Annotated in this window: 18 protein-coding genes and 1 tRNA gene; 6 read left to right on the top strand and 13 right to left on the bottom strand. The window is 59.9% G+C overall.

Annotation, left to right across the window (positions count from 1 at the left end; genetic code table 11):
- Positions 1 to 217: 217 nt before the first annotated feature.
- From M2497_RS08425 to dapA, 5 genes are all read right to left on the bottom strand, one after another.
- A tRNA-Ser gene (locus M2497_RS08425) sits at positions 218 to 307 on the bottom strand.
- A gap of 83 nt (positions 308 to 390) precedes the next feature.
- Positions 391 to 1,104, bottom strand: coding sequence for a phosphoribosylaminoimidazolesuccinocarboxamide synthase (purC, locus tag M2497_RS08420; protein WP_010212191.1), 714 nt, complete (start codon positions 1,102 to 1,104; stop codon positions 391 to 393).
- Between the two features lie 27 nt (positions 1,105 to 1,131).
- The gene (locus M2497_RS08415) at positions 1,132 to 1,890 is read right to left on the bottom strand and encodes an MBL fold metallo-hydrolase (RefSeq protein ID WP_248486825.1); all 759 of its coding nucleotides are present in this window, start codon (positions 1,888 to 1,890) and stop codon (positions 1,132 to 1,134) included.
- A gap of 4 nt (positions 1,891 to 1,894) precedes the next feature.
- Positions 1,895 to 3,010, bottom strand: coding sequence for an outer membrane protein assembly factor BamC (gene bamC, locus M2497_RS08410; protein WP_248486823.1), 1,116 nt, complete (start codon positions 3,008 to 3,010; stop codon positions 1,895 to 1,897).
- 17 nt (positions 3,011 to 3,027) lie between these two features.
- Positions 3,028 to 3,906, bottom strand: coding sequence for a 4-hydroxy-tetrahydrodipicolinate synthase (dapA, locus tag M2497_RS08405; RefSeq protein ID WP_016975174.1), 879 nt, complete (start codon positions 3,904 to 3,906; stop codon positions 3,028 to 3,030).
- Between the two features lie 273 nt (positions 3,907 to 4,179).
- On the opposite strand from dapA, the gene M2497_RS08400 reads away from it, so the two are divergent.
- Positions 4,180 to 4,740, top strand: coding sequence for a glycine cleavage system protein R (locus M2497_RS08400; protein ID WP_003172487.1), 561 nt, complete (start codon positions 4,180 to 4,182; stop codon positions 4,738 to 4,740).
- A gap of 10 nt (positions 4,741 to 4,750) precedes the next feature.
- Positions 4,751 to 5,224, top strand: a complete 474-nt coding sequence (locus tag M2497_RS08395) for a peroxiredoxin (RefSeq protein ID WP_248486821.1) — start codon at positions 4,751 to 4,753, stop codon at positions 5,222 to 5,224.
- 35 nt (positions 5,225 to 5,259) lie between these two features.
- On the opposite strand, the gene M2497_RS08390 is transcribed toward M2497_RS08395, so the two are convergent.
- Positions 5,260 to 6,330, bottom strand: coding sequence for an AI-2E family transporter (locus M2497_RS08390; protein ID WP_071496795.1), 1,071 nt, complete (start codon positions 6,328 to 6,330; stop codon positions 5,260 to 5,262).
- A 30-nt stretch (positions 6,331 to 6,360) separates the two neighbouring features.
- Positions 6,361 to 6,600 carry a sulfurtransferase TusA family protein gene (locus M2497_RS08385; RefSeq protein ID WP_010212198.1) on the bottom strand — a complete coding sequence of 80 codons (240 nt, stop codon included), beginning with the start codon at positions 6,598 to 6,600 and terminating at the stop codon, positions 6,361 to 6,363.
- 95 nt (positions 6,601 to 6,695) lie between these two features.
- Between M2497_RS08385 and M2497_RS08380 the strand changes: the two genes are divergently transcribed.
- On the top strand, positions 6,696 to 8,129 hold the full coding sequence (locus tag M2497_RS08380; protein ID WP_248486820.1) for a M48 family metalloprotease: 1,434 nt from the start codon (positions 6,696 to 6,698) through the stop codon (positions 8,127 to 8,129).
- Between the two features lie 65 nt (positions 8,130 to 8,194).
- On the opposite strand, the gene M2497_RS08375 is transcribed toward M2497_RS08380, so the two are convergent.
- Positions 8,195 to 9,634, bottom strand: coding sequence for a DegQ family serine endoprotease (locus M2497_RS08375; RefSeq protein WP_248486819.1), 1,440 nt, complete (start codon positions 9,632 to 9,634; stop codon positions 8,195 to 8,197).
- Between the two features lie 25 nt (positions 9,635 to 9,659).
- On the opposite strand from M2497_RS08375, the gene M2497_RS08370 reads away from it, so the two are divergent.
- Positions 9,660 to 9,839 carry a hypothetical protein gene (locus M2497_RS08370; protein WP_248486818.1) on the top strand — a complete coding sequence of 60 codons (180 nt, stop codon included), beginning with the start codon at positions 9,660 to 9,662 and terminating at the stop codon, positions 9,837 to 9,839.
- A 29-nt stretch (positions 9,840 to 9,868) separates the two neighbouring features.
- Here the strand turns inward: M2497_RS08370 and M2497_RS08365 are convergent, their stop codons facing one another.
- Genes M2497_RS08365 through rpoE form a run of 3 tightly spaced genes read right to left on the bottom strand, consistent with a single transcriptional unit; the run spans position 9,869 to position 12,048 of the window.
- Positions 9,869 to 10,831 carry a MucB/RseB C-terminal domain-containing protein gene (locus M2497_RS08365; RefSeq protein WP_248486817.1) on the bottom strand — a complete coding sequence of 321 codons (963 nt, stop codon included), beginning with the start codon at positions 10,829 to 10,831 and terminating at the stop codon, positions 9,869 to 9,871.
- A 15-nt stretch (positions 10,832 to 10,846) separates the two neighbouring features.
- Positions 10,847 to 11,434 carry an RseA family anti-sigma factor gene (locus tag M2497_RS08360; RefSeq protein WP_003172479.1) on the bottom strand — a complete coding sequence of 196 codons (588 nt, stop codon included), beginning with the start codon at positions 11,432 to 11,434 and terminating at the stop codon, positions 10,847 to 10,849.
- Positions 11,435 to 11,466: 32 nt separating this feature from the next.
- Positions 11,467 to 12,048 carry an RNA polymerase sigma factor RpoE gene (rpoE, locus tag M2497_RS08355; protein WP_003172477.1) on the bottom strand — a complete coding sequence of 194 codons (582 nt, stop codon included), beginning with the start codon at positions 12,046 to 12,048 and terminating at the stop codon, positions 11,467 to 11,469.
- Positions 12,049 to 12,511: 463 nt separating this feature from the next.
- Between rpoE and nadB the strand changes: the two genes are divergently transcribed.
- Positions 12,512 to 14,128, top strand: a complete 1,617-nt coding sequence (gene nadB, locus M2497_RS08350; RefSeq protein WP_248486816.1) for an L-aspartate oxidase — start codon at positions 12,512 to 12,514, stop codon at positions 14,126 to 14,128.
- Here nadB and M2497_RS08345 read toward each other — a convergent pair.
- Together M2497_RS08345 and M2497_RS08340 are read right to left on the bottom strand one after the other, a co-directional pair.
- Positions 14,097 to 14,543 (bottom strand): protein YgfX, encoded by a 447-nt coding sequence (locus M2497_RS08345; RefSeq protein WP_248486815.1) that lies wholly within the window; start codon positions 14,541 to 14,543, stop codon positions 14,097 to 14,099. The genes nadB and M2497_RS08345 overlap by 32 nt on opposite strands.
- A complete protein-coding gene (locus tag M2497_RS08340) occupies positions 14,527 to 14,781 on the bottom strand; it encodes a succinate dehydrogenase assembly factor 2 (protein WP_014717362.1) in 255 nt (84 codons plus the stop codon). The genes M2497_RS08345 and M2497_RS08340 overlap by 17 nt, the downstream gene beginning before the upstream one ends.
- A gap of 140 nt (positions 14,782 to 14,921) precedes the next feature.
- On the opposite strand from M2497_RS08340, the gene M2497_RS08335 reads away from it, so the two are divergent.
- Positions 14,922 to 15,863: a folate-binding protein YgfZ gene (locus tag M2497_RS08335; protein WP_248486814.1), complete on the top strand. Its 942-nt coding sequence runs from the start codon at positions 14,922 to 14,924 to the stop codon at positions 15,861 to 15,863.
- The last annotated feature ends 6 nt before the right edge of the window (positions 15,864 to 15,869 follow it).

Below are 15,869 nucleotides of genomic sequence, written 5' to 3'. Positions count from 1 at the left end.
GGGCACCAGTGGCCAGATGCAAGCAAGCCAGGATGAAGTGGGCTCGTGGCGTACCGCTCGTCGGAAAAACGGCCAGTCCACAGACTGCCATCGACAACCCAAAGCTTCCAACACATGGCGCACATCGCTTGATAGTCGATTTGATAGTTGACTGCCCATTCAGCAGGCAAAAAAAATCCCGCAGAGCGTCTAACTCGCGGGATTTTTTAGGTATTTATGGCGGAGAGATAGGGATTCGAACCCTAGGTACCGGTGAAGGTACAACGGATTTCGAATCCGTCCCATTCGGCCACTCTGGCATCTCTCCAACGGCGCGCATCATAACAGCATGATTCGTGGATGCAAAGCGCCGAAGCGATTTTTTTCCGTGCTATCAGATGCTTGCGTCGATTAAAGCGGTACGCCGAGACGATTGGCGACTTCTTCGTAGGCTTCGATCACATCACCGAGGCCCTGGCGGAAGCGGTCTTTGTCCATCTTTTTCTTGGTGTCCTTGTCCCACAGGCGGCAGCCGTCCGGGCTGAATTCGTCGCCCAGGACGATGGAGCCGTCGTGGAACACGCCGAACTCGAGCTTGAAGTCCACCAGCAGCAGGCCAGCGTCGTCGAATAGCTTGCTCAGCACGTCGTTGACCTTGAGGGACAACTCCTTCATGCGCGCCAGTTGCTCAGCGGTGCCCCAGCCGAATGCCACGACGTGGGATTCGTTGATGAACGGGTCGCCCTTGGCGTCGTCCTTCAGGAACAGTTCGAAGGTGTACGGGTTGAGCTTGAGGCCCTCTTCCACGCCCAGGCGCTTGACCAGGCTGCCGGCGGCGTAGTTACGCACGACGCATTCAACCGGGATCATGTCGAGCTTCTTGACCAGGCACTCGTTGTCGCCGAGCAGTTTGTCGAATTGGGTCGGGATGCCGGCCGCTTCGAGCTTCTGCATGATGAAGGCGTTGAACTTGTTGTTCACCATGCCCTTGCGATCAAGTTGTTCGATGCGCTTGCCGTCGAACGCCGAGGTGTCGTTGCGAAACAGCAGGATCAGGCGGTTGGCGTCGTCGGTCTTGTACACCGACTTGGCTTTGCCGCGGTAGAGTTCTTCACGTTTTTCCATGATGGGCTCCGCTTGCTAAATGGTGGGCTAGGCGATGTGTCGCCAGTCGAGCCCTGAATCTTGATCGGCCAGTTGCAGCCAGTCCGGGTCGCACCCGAGGGTGTCGACAAAACATTGCCGGGCCAGCTGCGGCAGGTTGTTCTTGCTGCTCAGGTGGGCCAGGACCAGGTGTTGCAAGTCTTGCCAGCCCAACTCATACACCAGGTACGCCGCCTGGTGGTTGTTCAAATGTCCCAGTTCGCCGCCCACCCGCTGCTTGAGGAAGTAGGGGTAATGACCACGAGCCAGCAGGTCTCGGCAGTGGTTTGACTCGATCATCAAGGCATCGAGGTTCCGGTAACCGTCCAGCACCTTGGTGCAGTAGGAGCCCAGGTCGGTCAGCACGCCAAAGCGCCGCTCACCGTCACTGAAGACATACTGCGTCGGCTCCTGGGCGTCATGCGCAACGGCAATCACATCGATGCTCAAGGCACCGATTTGCAACTGCTCGCCACCGGCCAGGAAACCCGCGGGTTCAATGGGTTTGCGCATCCCGCGCAAGGTGCCGCGACTGAGGTACACCGGGAGATTGTAGCGCCGAGACAGCAAACCCACGCCATGCACGTGGTCGGCATGTTCGTGGGTCACCAGAATCGCGCTCAGCTGCGCGGGGTGAACCCCCAGGCGCAGCAGGCGCCGCTCGGTTTCTTTTAACGAGAAACCACAATCCACCAGCACATACGTGTCGTCATGTGCGACCAGCGTGCCGTTCCCTTGGCTACCGCTGCCGAGAACGGCAAAACGCATCGGATCAGCCCAGGTTGTCCTGAATCACGCCCAACACTTTGCGTGCTGTTTCAGCTGGCGCAACGGTATTGATGTTCTTCTCGACGGTGACCTGCACGCTGTCGCCCACCTTGCTCAAACGAACCTGGTAACGCTCGGCGCGGGTCTCGATCTCTTCCTTGGTCGGCTTGCTGCCGAACAGTTTGCCGAAGAAACCAGGCTCGTCGTCTTTACGCTCGGCCTTTTCCGCCACGTTGATGTAGTACAGGCCCAGGCTGCGGTTGATGTCTTCAACGCGCCAAGGGCCCTGCTCCAACGCGCGGCCAACACTGGCCCAGGCACGATCAAGGTCCTCACCCAGGTTCAGCACCACGTTGCCGCTGCCGTCCTCAGTGAGGCTGACGCGGCTCGGGGTGTCGTAATCACGGGCGGCGAGCAGGGAAACCGACCCACCCTTCTCGGAGATACGGCTCATGCTGGCCAGCATCTCGTCGACCAGCGCCGAGTCGACACCGGTGTTGACCGAGCGGTTAGTGAAGTCAACGTTGGCGGTGCTGCCGGCCGGGCGCTCGGCGCTGACTACGTAGACTTCACTGGTATTACGCTGCACGCCTGGCTCGATGCGCACACGCACACGGGCTTCGCTGTCGGCGGCTACACCACCGGCCTGCAGGCGCTTGGCCATGGTGGCGGACAGTTCGCTGCCCTGCTGCCATGCCGTGGTGAATTCACCGGTCTGCGGACGCTGCTCGTCGATATGGAAACCGTTGTCCTGGAAGAACTGCACGGCCACTGGCCAGACTTCGGCAGGTGGGCGCTGAGCCACGATCCAGCGCGAGTCGCCGCTCTTCTGCAGGCTGTAGTCGCTGGCATCCGCCACGGCCGAGATCGGCTGTGGACGCGGCACCACGTACTCACCCTTGGTGGTGTCGTCGGCGACGTTGCGCGGGATCGGCAGCAACGGGTCAAGGCGCTTGGCGACGTTGACGCCCGGCGGCAATTCCATCGGTTTGGTAGGTTGTGCTTCCAGGTAATCGCTGCCGCGGTCACGGAAGTAGCCTTCCGGGCCCCAGATCCAACCGCAGCCACTGGTGCTGGAGATAATCAAGGCAAGTGCGGAAAGTCCGGCCAATCGCTTCATGCGTAGTGCTTCCTCAATTAAACCAGGACGCCGGACTGGCGCAGGGCCTGTCGCAGCGGTTCGTGACAGGCTTCGCTGAGACGGGTGAGCGGCAGACGGATACCGTCCGGCATCATGCCCATTTCAGTCAGCGCCCACTTCACGGGAATAGGGTTGGATTCGATAAAGAGTGTCTTGTTGAGCGGCATCAGCTTCTCGTGGATCGCGCGGGCGGTCACGGCGTCGCCGGCGATGGCGGCGGCGCACATTTCGCTCATGGCACGCGGGGCCACGTTGGCGGTCACGGAGATGTTGCCCTTGCCGCCCAGCAGGATCAGCTCGACAGCGGTGGCGTCGTCACCGGAATACACCAGGAAATCGCTGCTCACGCCGGCCAGGATGTCCTTGGCGCGCTGCAGGTCGCCGGTGGCTTCCTTGATACCGATGATGTTCGGTACGGTGGACAGGCGGATCACGGTCTCGGCCTTCATGTCGCACGCGGTGCGACCCGGTACGTTATAGAGGATCTGCGGGATGTCGACCGCTTCGGCAATGGCGCGGAAATGCTGGTACAGGCCTTCCTGGGTCGGCTTGTTGTAGTACGGGGTCACCAGCAGGCAGGCGTCGGCGCCGGCCTTCTTGGCGTTTTTGGTCAACTCGATGGCTTCACGCGTCGAGTTGGCGCCCGTACCGGCGATCACGGCAATACGGCCCGCAACACGCTTGACCACGAACTCGATGACCTGGATGTGTTCTTCCACATCGAGGGTGGCCGATTCACCGGTGGTGCCGACCGCCACGATGGCGTTGGTGCCTTCTTGCAGGTGGAAGTCCACCAGTTTGCCCAGGCTGTCCCAGTCGAGATGACCTTGTGCATCCATGGGTGTGACCAGTGCCACCATACTGCCCGCAATCATGCAACCGCTCCTGCCGGAAAAAGAGAGCCGTAATGGTACTGGCGCCAAGATGCTTGCACAAGCGAAGTACCGCCTGAGGATGCGTTCTGGCGCAACTAAACGACAGGCAATGCCATCATTGGGCAGAAGCACGCCCTGAAGCACGATGAAATCAGACCGGTCACGCAATGAAAACGCCCCCTCCTATCCCTTGGCGACGGTTTTCGCTACCCTTCATCCTTTGATCGATACAGCCCACACGGTATCGACCGCTCATCGTTTTAGGAAGGCTGCATGTCCACCCCCACAGTTCGCGAACAATTCCTTGTTATCAGTGCCCTCGGCGCCAACCCCATGGAGCTGACCAACGTCCTGTGCCGCGCCAGCCATGAAAACCGCTGCGCCGTCGTGACCTCCCGCCTGACCCGCCACGGCGAGTGCAGCGCGCTGGTCCTGCAGATCTCCGGCACCTGGGATGCCCTGGCGCGCCTGGAAACCGGCCTGCCGGGCCTGGCCAAGAAGCATGACTTCACCGTCAACGTGGTGCGCAGCGCTGCGCTGGAGAATCGCCCTCAGGCGCTGCCTTATGTGGCTTATGTCAGTTCGGCCTATCGTTCGGACATCGTCAATGAGCTGTGCCAGTTCTTCATCGACCACAACGTCGAGCTGGAGAACCTGACCTGCGACACCTACCAGGCCCCACAAACTGGCGGCACCATGCTGAACGCCACGTTTACCGTGACCTTGCCGGCCGGCGTGCAGATCAGTTGGCTGCGCGACCAGTTCCTGGATTTCGCCGATGCCCTGAACCTCGACGCCTTGATCGAGCCATGGCGCCCACAGAACCCAATGTAAGGAAGTTTTCATGGCGGTAGTCATCGACAAACCCGTAGCCGATTTCGAAGCCCAGGCCACCAGCGGCCAGACCTTCAGCCTCGCCGCCCTAAAGGGCAGGCAAGTGGTGATCTACTTCTACCCGAAGGACAGCACGCCGGGCTGCACCACTGAAGGCCAGGGCTTTCGTGACCAGTACGCAGCGTTCAAGGCGGCCAACACCGAGGTGTTTGGCGTATCGCGTGACAGCGTGAAATCCCACGAGAACTTCAAGGGCAAGCAGGCGTTCCCCTTCGAGCTGATCAGTGACAAGGATGAAGCGGTTTGCCAGCTGTTTGATGTGATCAAGTTGAAGAAGCTGTACGGCAAGGAATACCTGGGTGTGGATCGCAGCACCTTCCTGATCGACAAGGATGGTGTGCTGCGCCAGGAATGGCGTGGCGTGAAAGTGCCAGGGCATGTGGATGCCGTGCTGGCGGCGGCGCAGGCTTTAAACAAGGCTTGAAGCCTTGGGGCGAACACCCCTGTTCGCCCCAATTGTTACAACATCGGCGCAACCACCGGCTCCTGGCGCGGCCACGCATCCAGCACCGCCTTGAACAACGTCGCCAGTGGGATCGCAAAGAACACGCCCCAGAATCCCCATAACCCACCGAACAACAGCACAGCGCAGATGATCGCGACCGGGTGCAGGTTGACGGCCTCCGAGAACAACAGCGGCACCAGCACGTTGCCATCCAGGGTCTGGATGATCCCGTAAACCGCCATCAGGTAGATGAACTGGTCGCTCCAGCCCCACTGGAACAAGGCGATCAAGGTCACAGGTACGGTCACCACCACGGCGCCGACGTAGGGCACCACCACCGAAATCCCCACCAGCAAGGCCAACAAGGCCGCGTAGTTCAAGTCCAGGGCGATGAAGGCGATGTAGGTCACGCCACCGCAGATAATGATCTCGATGACCTTGCCGCGAATGTAGTTGGCGATCTGCCGGTTCATTTCCTCCGCCACCCGGGTAATCAACGCGCGCTCACGAGGGAGGTAGCCTCGCACCCAGCGACCGATCATGGCGCGGTCCTTGAGGAAGAAGAACACCAGGATCGGCACCAGCACCAGGTAGATCATGATGTTGACCAGCAGCGGCAGGCTGGACAGGGAAAAGGTCAGCGCCCATTGCCCGAATTTTCCGATCTCTCCGCGCGCCACTTCGATGGCTTGCAGCACCTGTTCGTCCGACACCAAATGCGGGTAGCGCTCCGGCAACAACAGCAACAGCGACTGCCACTTGGCGAGCATGCCGGGCAGTTCATTGAACAGGGTGATCAACTGATGCCATAGCAGCGGCAATACCACCACGATAAACAGCACCAACAAGCTCATGAACAAGGCGAACACCAGCCCTACCGCCGCACCACCCGGCAGGCGCAGGCGCTCCAGCGTAGTGACCAGGCCCTGCATCAGGTAAGCCAGCACCATCCCCGCCAATACCGGCGCCAGCATGCCGCCCAAGGTCAGTACGGCCGTAAAGGCCAGAAACAGCAGGACCGCCAGCACCACGGCTTCTTCGTCGGAGAAGTAGCGCTGGATCCAGTCTCGTAACACTTTGAACATCAATCAACCTCGGGTGATGGGGCAAACGGTTCAGGCCTTGCGCAACCAGTAACGGTACACACCGGCGGCGTCTTCTTCATGCAACAGCGTGTGGCCGGCCAGCTTGGCAAACGTACGGAAATCACGCTGGGAGCCGGCGTCCGTGGCGATCACCTTGAGCACTGCGCCACTGGCCAGACGGTTGAGTTCCAGCTTGGCCTTGAGCAAAGGCAGCGGGCAATTGAGGCCGCTGGCATCGAGTTCGGCATCAAAGGCTACAGCGTCGGTCATGGTTTTACTCCGGGCACGCGTTTGGGTTGCTTAGAATATCTGGTCCGAAGCTCAGTGTCCGGCTACAGTAAGCTCTTTGTCGAAAGGCTCTGTGCATGACTTTTTTGCGCCCCACCCTGCTGACGCTGGCTTGCCTGCTGGCCTCCCCAGGCTTCGCTGACGACCTGCCGTCACTTGGCGACGCCAGTTCTGCCATTGTCTCGCCGCAACAGGAATACCAGTTGGGCCGCGCCTGGCTGGCCTACCTACGGGGCCAGGTCTCGCAACTCAACGACCCGCAGCTCAAGGACTACGTCGAAACCAGCGTGTACAAGCTGGTGGAGACCAGCCAGGTCAATGACCGGCGGCTGGAATTCATCCTGATCAACAGCCCGCAACTGAACGCCTTTGCCGCACCGGGTGGCATCGTCGGGGTCAACGGCGGCCTGTTCCTCAACGCCCAGACCGAAGGGGAATATGCCTCGGTACTGGCTCACGAACTGGCGCATTTGTCCCAACGCCACTTCGCCCGTGGCGTTGAAGCGCAACAGCGCATGCAGATTCCGATGATGGCCGCCCTGCTCGGCGGCATCATTGCTGCGGCGGCGGGTGCAGGCGATGCAGGTATTGCCGCGATTGCCGGCACCCAGGCCGCGGCGATCCAAGAACAACGTCGATTCTCTCGCCAGAACGAACAAGAGGCTGACCGTATCGGCATCCTCAACCTGGAAAAGGCCGGTTATGACCCGCGCTCCATGCCGACCATGTTCGAACGCCTGATGCGCCAATACCGCTTCGATGCCAAACCGCCGGAGTTCCTGTTGACGCACCCGGTCACCGAATCGCGGATCGCCGACACCCGTAACCGCGCCGAGCAATCCAAGCCTGGCGGCAAGGAAGACAGCCTGCGTTATCAGCTCATCCGTGCACGGGTGCAACTGCAATACGAAGACACCCCTGGCCTCGCCGCCAAGCGCTTCCAGGCGCAACTGGACGAAAATCCGAAGAACGATGTGGCGCGCTACGGCCTGGCTATCGCCCAGATCAAAGGTTCCCAGTTCAAGCAGGCTCGGGAAAACCTTGCACCGCTGCTGGCCAAAGCGCCCAGCGACATCACCTACAACCTGGCGCAGATCCAGCTGGACATCGACAACAACCGACTGCCGGATGCCCAGCAACGCACGGATCGGATGCTCACCCAGTATCCGGGTAACTATCCGTTGAATCAGGTGCGCGTGGACCTGCTGCTCAAGCAGAACCGCACGGCAGATGCAGAAAAGGCGTTGGACGGTTTGCTCAAGTCTCGCCCAGATGACCCGGACGTGTGGTACCAGGTCGCTGAGACCCGCGGCTTGTCGGGCAACATCATCGGGCTGCATCAGGCTCGCGCCGAGTACTTTGCGCTGGTGGGTGATTTCCAGCAGGCTATCCAGCAATTGGATTTTGCCAAGCGTCGCGCCGGCAGCAATTTCCCGCTGTCGTCGCGCATCGATGCACGCCAGCGTGAGTTGATCGAACAGGAACGCCTGGTCAAAGGGATGATGAGCTAAACCCGTCAGGCACAAAAAAGCCCCGCCTTCGTTAAACGAAAGCGGGGCTTTTTGTTTTTACCGACTTATTCAGCCAGCTTGAAGGTAATGAAGCTCGCACGCCCTTGACGCAGAACGCGCATCGAGACTGAACGATTCTTCGGCAACGCCTTGGCGATATCGGTGAATTGCTTGGTGCTATCGATTGCCTGGTTGTTCAGGTGGGTGATCACGTCACCCGGCTGCAGGCCGATCAGGGAAGCAGGGCCGTCCTGCACCTCCTTGATCACCACACCGCTCTTAAGGTCGAAGCTCTTCTTCTGCTCATCGGTCAGCTCGGCTACAGCGATGCCCAGACGGTTGCTGCTGCGTTCGGCACCCGGCTTGGTGTTACCGAGGGCGTCCAGGGTCGCGCCTTCTTCCGGGATTGCACCCACAGTCAGCTCAACAGTCTGGCGCTTGCCTTCGCGGATCACTTCCAGCTTGGCTTTGCTACCCGCCTTGAGCGCACCTACGAGGTGCGGCAGGTCGGCCGACATGACGATCGGCTGGCCGTTCATGCTCAGGATCACGTCGCCAACCTGCAGGCCGCCTTTGGCAGCCGGGCCGTCGTCCTGGATCTGCGCAACCAGCGCACCGGCCGGCTTGTCGAGGCCGAAGGATTCAGCCAAGTCTTTGTTCACTTCCTGAATTACCACACCCAACCAACCACGGCTGACCTTGCCACCGCTTTTCAGCTGGTTGGAGACGTCCATGGCCACGTCGATCGGGATCGCGAACGACACCCCCATGAAGCCACCGGAGCGGGTGTAGATCTGCGAGTTGATGCCGACCACTTCGCCCGCCAGGTTGAACAGCGGACCACCGGAGTTACCCGGGTTGATCGGCACGTCAGTCTGGATGAACGGTACGTAGTTTTCGTTCGGCAGGCTGCGGCCAATGGCGCTGACGATGCCTTGGGTAACGGTATGGTCAAAACCAAACGGCGAACCGATGGCGACTACCCACTGCCCGGCTTTCAGGTCCTGGGATTTGCCCAGTTTCAGCACGGGCAGGTCCTTGCCGTCGATCTTCAGCAGGGCCACATCGGAGCGTGGGTCGGTACCGACGAGCTTGGCTTTCAGCTCACTGCGATCAGCCAGGCGCACGAGAATCTCGTCAGCATCGGCAATCACGTGGTTGTTGGTAAGGATGTAGCCGTCCGGCGAGATGATGAAGCCCGAGCCCAGGGACTGAGCCTCTCGCTGACCGCCACCACCGCCACGAGGTGCGCGCTGTTGTGGCATGCCACGCTCAAAGAACTCGCGCAGCATCGGCGGCAGGCCTTCCAGGTCCGGCATCTGCTGGTTGGAGACTTTGCGATCCGGCAGTTTTTGCGTGGTACTGATGTTCACCACGGCAGGTGAGGCTTGCTCGACCAATTGGGTGAAGTCAGGCAGCTCGACTGCTTGCGCAGGCAACGCCTGACCCAGCACCAACACCGTGGCGACTATGGATAGGTAAGACTTCAAACGTGGTATCGACATACAGCTCCCGTTACGACGAGCAGGGTTGAGCGACAGGGTTCAAGAAACGCCGGAAACCGCGACCGACATCTTTGTTCCGCGAACAAAACAAGGCCAGAGCCGACAAGCCCTGACCTATAAAAAACATGAGGGATTTTTGCAAGTGAAAATGCTGATCCAGACATTTCATGCTCTCGGCAGCCAACCTGGCATGGAAGTACAGTGAAACGTCAGGATGAACATAGGATTAAAGACTCACGGCTGGACGGCTGGTTTTTTTTCACCACGCACCGATAGCGCGATACGCTCGGCGGTGCCGATGGGTATTTCACCCACCACCGTCACCATCATTTCACCGTCCACCGTGTTCAGCCGACGCGATACCGCGACTGTAGGACCCAGCTGAGTGCGGGTCTCCGTGACGCTTGCATCGCTGATCGGCTCCAGGAATACCGAGAACCGCGCCAACCCGTCTTCATACATCAGGCTGTCGACGGTCGCTTTGGTCTGGGTGTCTTTGCGGGCACTGGTGTTGGTCAGCTGAAAACCCGGCGGCAACCATTCCATATGCCAAATCTCGGTAGATTGCACCTCTGGCGCCTTGCTATTTGCGACGGCGATAGGTGTACAGTCGCTGCTGGGTTGCAGATCCCGGTCATCAGGCACGACCGAAGTATTCAATCGCGTGAACTGGAAGCGCTCCAGCAATTGCCCTTGATCATTCAGCAGCAGGGACTTGAGCGGCAGCGCGGTCTCTCTATCCAGGTGCAGTTCAAAACCATAACGGTACTGGTCACGCGGTGTGATCGATACGATGACCGCATTTCGACCGGCCACGCGCGATTTGCCAATGACGGCCAGTTCGTAGAATTGATTGAGTTTTTGCGGATCGAGCGCACGTGACGGTGCATCACGGGAATTGCCAATGCCTGCGACGAGGGTGCCGCTGACGCATTGTGTCCGGCCATCCAACCGCACGACTTCCTGGGCAGAACCATCGAGCTGCAAGAGCCGCTCACGGACCTGACCGTCCTGGACACGATGCCAGATGTCATGGGTGGAAAAACTGCCGTTACGTTCATAAACGAACGTACCTTGAAAGCTTTGCTGTTGCTCTGCACGCCCAAGTCGAGTCAGCCAGTCTTGGGCTTCATCGGCGTGGGCGGGGAGTGCAAACCAACCACTGAGCAAAAGCGTAAGGAGCGGTATGGCTCGCATAGAGCTCCTTACGGATTAGCGGTTTTCCAGGCTTGCTGCACGAGCATAAGGCAGAGCGCTTTCAGTGCCCTTCAGAGCCGATTCCTGTGCGTGTTGGCGCAGGTAGCCTGGAAGACGCTGGTCTTGCCAGCCGGATTGCCCTTGCAGTACACCGTTGGCCATCGGGCCGGTGGTGTCAGAGCTTTCCTTGTAGCCGGCCAATACCGCTGGGCCTTTGACTTGCGGACCGGCCATGACCGGTTGCTGAGTCTGTTGGGCCAGTTCGGCACCGGCGATTTCATCCTGGTTGTACAGGCGAACACCAGCAAGCACGGCAACAGTTACCGAGGCAGCAACTGCCAAGCGACCCAGGCTACGCCATGGACCACGAGCAGCTTTTGCCGGAACGGCTTCATCAGCCAGCGCAGCAGAAACGGCCGCAGCAATATCCAGACGAGGGATTAGAAGATCCTTGTGCATCACCGCCCGAGCGACTTGGTAACGAGACCAGGTATCACGGGTTTCGGCATCATCAAATGCGTTGAGCACTCGACGAAGTTCCAGTTCATCCGCTTCGTTATCCATCACTGCGGACAGCGATTCCTGCAGGGCATCACGACTCATGGCGGTTCCTCTCTTGGCTGTCGCCGCTGTCTTTAGTTCTCTTGCAACAACGGTTGCAAGGCTTTATCGATGGCTTCCCGGGCCCGGAAAATCCGTGACCTTACAGTCCCCACCGGACACTGCATGACGCTCGCAATGTCTTCGTAACTCAGACCATCGAATTCACGTAAAGTTAACGCCGTACGCAAATCTTCTGGCAGTTGCTGAATTGTGCGATGAACGGTGCCTTCGATCTCGTCGCGCAGCAATGCACGCTCCGGCGACTCGAGATCCTTGAGGCCGTGATCACCATCGTAAAATTCCGCATCTTCTGAACTTACATCGCTATCTGGCGGGCGGCGTCCGCGAGACACCAGATAGTTCTTCGCCGTGTTGATGGCGATTCGGTATAGCCACGTGTAAAACGCACTATCACCGCGAAAGTTACCAAGTGCACGGTAAGCCTTGATAAAGGCTTCCTGTGCAACGTCCTGCGCTTCATGGGTGTCGTGCACAAACCGCACGATCAACCCGAGAATTTTGTGCTGGTATTTCAGCACTAGCAGATCAAAAGCTCGCTTGTCGCCGCGTTGGACGCGCTCGACCAGCTGCTGATCCTCTTCCTGGGTTAGCATGAACACTCCTCGTAGTACTTGAAGGAGGCTTGCATAACTAAACGATCAGGCTTGCAAACATAGACTCGGTCTTTTCGCAAAAGTTCTCCCCCTTCAAGCAAGTTTCCGGCACGCACTGATTTGGCACACACGAAAAACGCAGCACGGGCAACGCCGACTGCGCGAATAATCTTGTCGTCGGTTTTCTGACGCGTCCAATGCTCCCGACGGGCCAATAAACTCAACGTTTTCCCAGCTTTCGGGCAACCTGCTATTGAGTCGGGGCCTATGCAAAAAGTTCCCGCTTCAATAACCAGCTGATTCTACCCGAGCCGTGCACCGTAATCTCACATTGCCACGAATGCCCGGCTATTGTGCCGCTCCACCCCTCTATATACTAGTAGCCCGTGTGCCCCTTTGATTCGCCGATCCAGGCGTCCTGTTTGCGCCACCTCTTCGGATCGCTTTTTGCGGAATCCTTCCAATGAGCCAACAGTTTCAACACGATGTCTTGGTGATCGGCAGCGGCGCGGCCGGTTTGAGCCTAGCGCTGACCCTCCCCAGCCACCTGCGCATTGCGGTACTGAGCAAAGGCGACCTGGCCAACGGCTCGACATTCTGGGCCCAGGGCGGTGTCGCCGCCGTGCTGGACGACACCGACACGGTGCAATCCCATGTCGAAGACACCCTCAACGCCGGCGGCGGCCTGTGCAATGAAGAAGCGGTGCGCTTCACTGTCGAGCACAGCCGCGAGGCCATCCAATGGCTGATAGACCAGGGCGTCCCCTTTACCCGCGATGAGCACGCAGGCAGCGACGACGGTGGTTTCGAGTTCCACCTGACCCGCGAGGGCGGCCACAGTCACCGTCGCATCATTCATGCCGCCGATGCCACAGGTGCGGCGATTTTCAGGACATTGCTCGACCAGGCGCGCCAACGCCCCAACATCGAATTGCTGGAGCAACGCGTCGCCGTCGACCTGATCACCGAAAAACGCCTGGGCCTGGACGGCGAGCGCTGCCTCGGCGCCTACGTGCTCAACCGGGGCAGCGGCGAAGTCGACACCTACGGCGCACGCTTCACCATCCTCGCCTCTGGCGGCGCGGCCAAGGTCTACCTCTATACCAGTAACCCCGACGGCGCCTGCGGTGACGGCATCGCCATGGCCTGGCGTTCGGGCTGCCGGGTGGCCAACCTGGAATTCAACCAGTTCCACCCCACCTGCCTGTACCACCCACAGGCCAAGAGCTTCCTGATCACCGAAGCCCTGCGTGGCGAAGGCGCACACCTGAAACTGCCCAACGGCGAACGCTTCATGCAGCGCTTCGACCCTCGCGCCGAACTGGCCCCGCGCGATATCGTCGCCCGCGCCATCGACCATGAGATGAAGCGCCTGGGTATCGACTGTGTGTATCTCGACATCAGCCACAAACCCGAAGCCTTCATCAAGACCCACTTCCCCACCGTCTATGAGCGCTGCCTGGCGTTCAACATCGACATCACCAAGAGCCCGATCCCGGTGGTGCCGGCTGCGCACTACACCTGCGGCGGCGTGATGGTCGACCAGCACGGTCGCACCGACGTACCGGGTCTGTACGCGATTGGCGAAACCAGCTTCACCGGCCTGCACGGCGCCAACCGCATGGCCAGCAACTCGCTGCTCGAATGCTTCGTCTACGCACGCTCTGCGGCGGCGGACATACTCGAACAATTGCCCCGCATTCCGGTGCCAGCCGCCCTGCCCCGCTGGGATGCCAGCCAGGTGACCGACTCGGACGAAGACGTGATCATCGCGCATAACTGGGACGAGCTGCGCCGCTTCATGTGGGACTACGTGGGGATCGTGCGCACCAACAAGCGCCTGCAACGCGCGCAACATCGCGTAAGGCTGCTGCTGGACGAGATCGACGAGTTCTACAGCAACTACAAAGTCAGCCGCGACCTCATCGAGCTGCGCAACCTGGCCCAGGTCGCCGAATTGATGATCCGCTCGGCCATGGAGCGCAAGGAGAGCCGAGGCCTGCATTACACCCTCGACTATCCGCAGATGCTGCCCGAGGCCCGCGACACTATCCTGGTGCCAACCACCTACGGCGGCTGAACTTCAGGCGTACACGCAGGCGCCGGTGCACATCGGCGGCCTGCGAATCCCTCGGCACACAGACCGAACGTACCCGCCGTTCGCCCTGCACCCGATAACGCAGCACCACGATCAACGGCAACGCCAGGCTATCGCGACGCAACTGCACGCTGTGCCAGCCCCGCGCGGCACTCCACAGCTGCCAGCCGTCTGCATCGCGGCGCAGGCCACCAATCGACGAACGGTGAGTCAACAGGACAGCGCGTGGCAAAACCCAGGCGGCGTGCGCCAGGCACACCAGCATGCCAAGGCTCGAAAAAGGAAGTTGCACGAACATCAAGGCGCCCAGCGCAAACAGCTGGGCAAGGAGATAGGCCGCCAGCAACAGCCGTGAGGCCTGCCAGCGGCATTCAAAGCTATTACTTGGGCTGGACACGATCCAGGATCATCCGGACCATGCGCTGCAGCTCCGGGTCTTCCGACTCGGCGCGTTCCATGAACCAGCCGAACATGTCCTGGTCTTCGCACGTCAGCAGGCGGACATAGAGGTCGCGATCCACTTGATTGAGCGTCGCGTAGACCTCCTTGGTGAAAGGCACCAGCAACACATCCAACTCCAGCATACCGCGACGGCTGTGCCAGTAGAGGCGATTGATTTCTACATCTTCGACCATGGAGCGCTCCTCAAATAGGCGGCAAGTATACAGACCCGACGGCACCGGAACAGTCGGCTTTGGTCGCCCCATACGGAAACTATCCATTTGCCGGGCGCCCCTCTATGATGCACCCATGACTTTTTGACCTGCGATGACCCATGGCTGACTCTGCTTTCTTCTGCCCCCTGTCCCACGAAGGCGTTCTCGCCGTCCGCGGCGCCGACGCTGCCAAATTCCTTCAGGGCCAACTGACCTGCAACCTCAATTACCTGAGCGACACCCAGGCCAGCCTCGGCGCGCGCTGCACGCAAAAAGGGCGCATGCAGTCGAGCTTCCGCATCCTGCTGCAAGGTGACGGTGTGTTGCTGGCCATGGCCAGCGAGCTGCTGGAGCCGCAACTGGCCGACCTGAAGAAATACGCCGTGTTCTCCAAGTCCAAACTCACCGATGAAAGCGCCGCCTGGGTGCGCTTTGGCCTGGTCAATGGGGATCAAGCCCTCATAAGCCTTGGCCTTGAGCTGTCGGCAGAGACCGACAGCGTCGCCCGCAGCGATACGTTGATTGCCATCCGAGTCTCCCCTGATCGCGCTGAACTTTGGGTGCCTGCCGAGCACGCCAACGTTATACGCCCTCAATTGGCTGCGAATCTCAAAGAAACCGACCTGAATGAATGGCTGCTGGGTCAAATCCGCGCTGGCATCGGCCAGGTCATGCCCCAGACCCGCGAGCTGTTCATCCCGCAGATGCTCAACCTGCAGGCCGTGGGCGGCGTGAGCTTCAAGAAAGGCTGTTACACCGGCCAGGAAATCGTCGCGCGCATGCAGTACCTGGGCAAACTCAAACGTCGCCTGTACCGTTTGAGCCTCAATGCGCCGGAAATGCCCGAGCCAGGCACTCCGCTGTTTTCTCCCAGCCATAACAGCTCGATCGGCGAAGTGGTGATCGCCGCAAAAGCTGACCAGAGCGTTGAACTTCTGGCCGTGTTGCAAGCCGAAGCTGCCGAGAGTGGCGATGTGCACCTGGGCACACTGGAAGGTCCAGGCTTGCGACTGCTCGACCTGCCTTACACCCTCGACCGCGATCGAGAGATCCAGCGTTAATCGCCG

This window comes from Pseudomonas sp. CYM-20-01 (genome assembly GCF_023169845.1).
In the GTDB taxonomy this organism is placed as follows: Bacteria; Pseudomonadota; Gammaproteobacteria; order Pseudomonadales; family Pseudomonadaceae; genus Aquipseudomonas; species Aquipseudomonas azotoformans.
The sequence above is the reverse complement of the archived record's forward strand: the minus strand, read 5'-3'. Positions and strand labels throughout refer to the sequence as shown.

Bases quoted from the DNA above. Each gene is read 5' to 3' on its own strand.
- purC (WP_010212191.1), bottom strand. From the start codon at position 1,104: ATGGAAAAACGTGAAGAACTCTACCGCGGCAAAGCCAAGTCGGTGTAC.
- M2497_RS08415 (WP_248486825.1), bottom strand. From the start codon at position 1,890: ATGCGTTTTGCCGTTCTCGGCAGCGGTAGCCAAGGGAACGGCACGCTG.
- bamC (WP_248486823.1), bottom strand. From the start codon at position 3,010: ATGAAGCGATTGGCCGGACTTTCCGCACTTGCCTTGATTATCTCCAGC.
- dapA (WP_016975174.1), bottom strand. From the start codon at position 3,906: ATGATTGCGGGCAGTATGGTGGCACTGGTCACACCCATGGATGCACAA.
- M2497_RS08400 (WP_003172487.1), top strand. From the start codon at position 4,180: ATGTCCACCCCCACAGTTCGCGAACAATTCCTTGTTATCAGTGCCCTC.
- M2497_RS08395 (WP_248486821.1), top strand. From the start codon at position 4,751: ATGGCGGTAGTCATCGACAAACCCGTAGCCGATTTCGAAGCCCAGGCC.
- M2497_RS08390 (WP_071496795.1), bottom strand. From the start codon at position 6,330: ATGTTCAAAGTGTTACGAGACTGGATCCAGCGCTACTTCTCCGACGAA.
- M2497_RS08385 (WP_010212198.1), bottom strand. From the start codon at position 6,600: ATGACCGACGCTGTAGCCTTTGATGCCGAACTCGATGCCAGCGGCCTC.
- M2497_RS08380 (WP_248486820.1), top strand. From the start codon at position 6,696: ATGACTTTTTTGCGCCCCACCCTGCTGACGCTGGCTTGCCTGCTGGCC.
- M2497_RS08375 (WP_248486819.1), bottom strand. From the start codon at position 9,634: ATGTCGATACCACGTTTGAAGTCTTACCTATCCATAGTCGCCACGGTG.
- M2497_RS08365 (WP_248486817.1), bottom strand. From the start codon at position 10,831: ATGCGAGCCATACCGCTCCTTACGCTTTTGCTCAGTGGTTGGTTTGCA.
- M2497_RS08360 (WP_003172479.1), bottom strand. From the start codon at position 11,434: ATGAGTCGTGATGCCCTGCAGGAATCGCTGTCCGCAGTGATGGATAAC.
- rpoE (WP_003172477.1), bottom strand. From the start codon at position 12,048: ATGCTAACCCAGGAAGAGGATCAGCAGCTGGTCGAGCGCGTCCAACGC.
- nadB (WP_248486816.1), top strand. From the start codon at position 12,512: ATGAGCCAACAGTTTCAACACGATGTCTTGGTGATCGGCAGCGGCGCG.
- M2497_RS08340 (WP_014717362.1), bottom strand. From the start codon at position 14,781: ATGGTCGAAGATGTAGAAATCAATCGCCTCTACTGGCACAGCCGTCGC.
- M2497_RS08335 (WP_248486814.1), top strand. From the start codon at position 14,922: ATGGCTGACTCTGCTTTCTTCTGCCCCCTGTCCCACGAAGGCGTTCTC.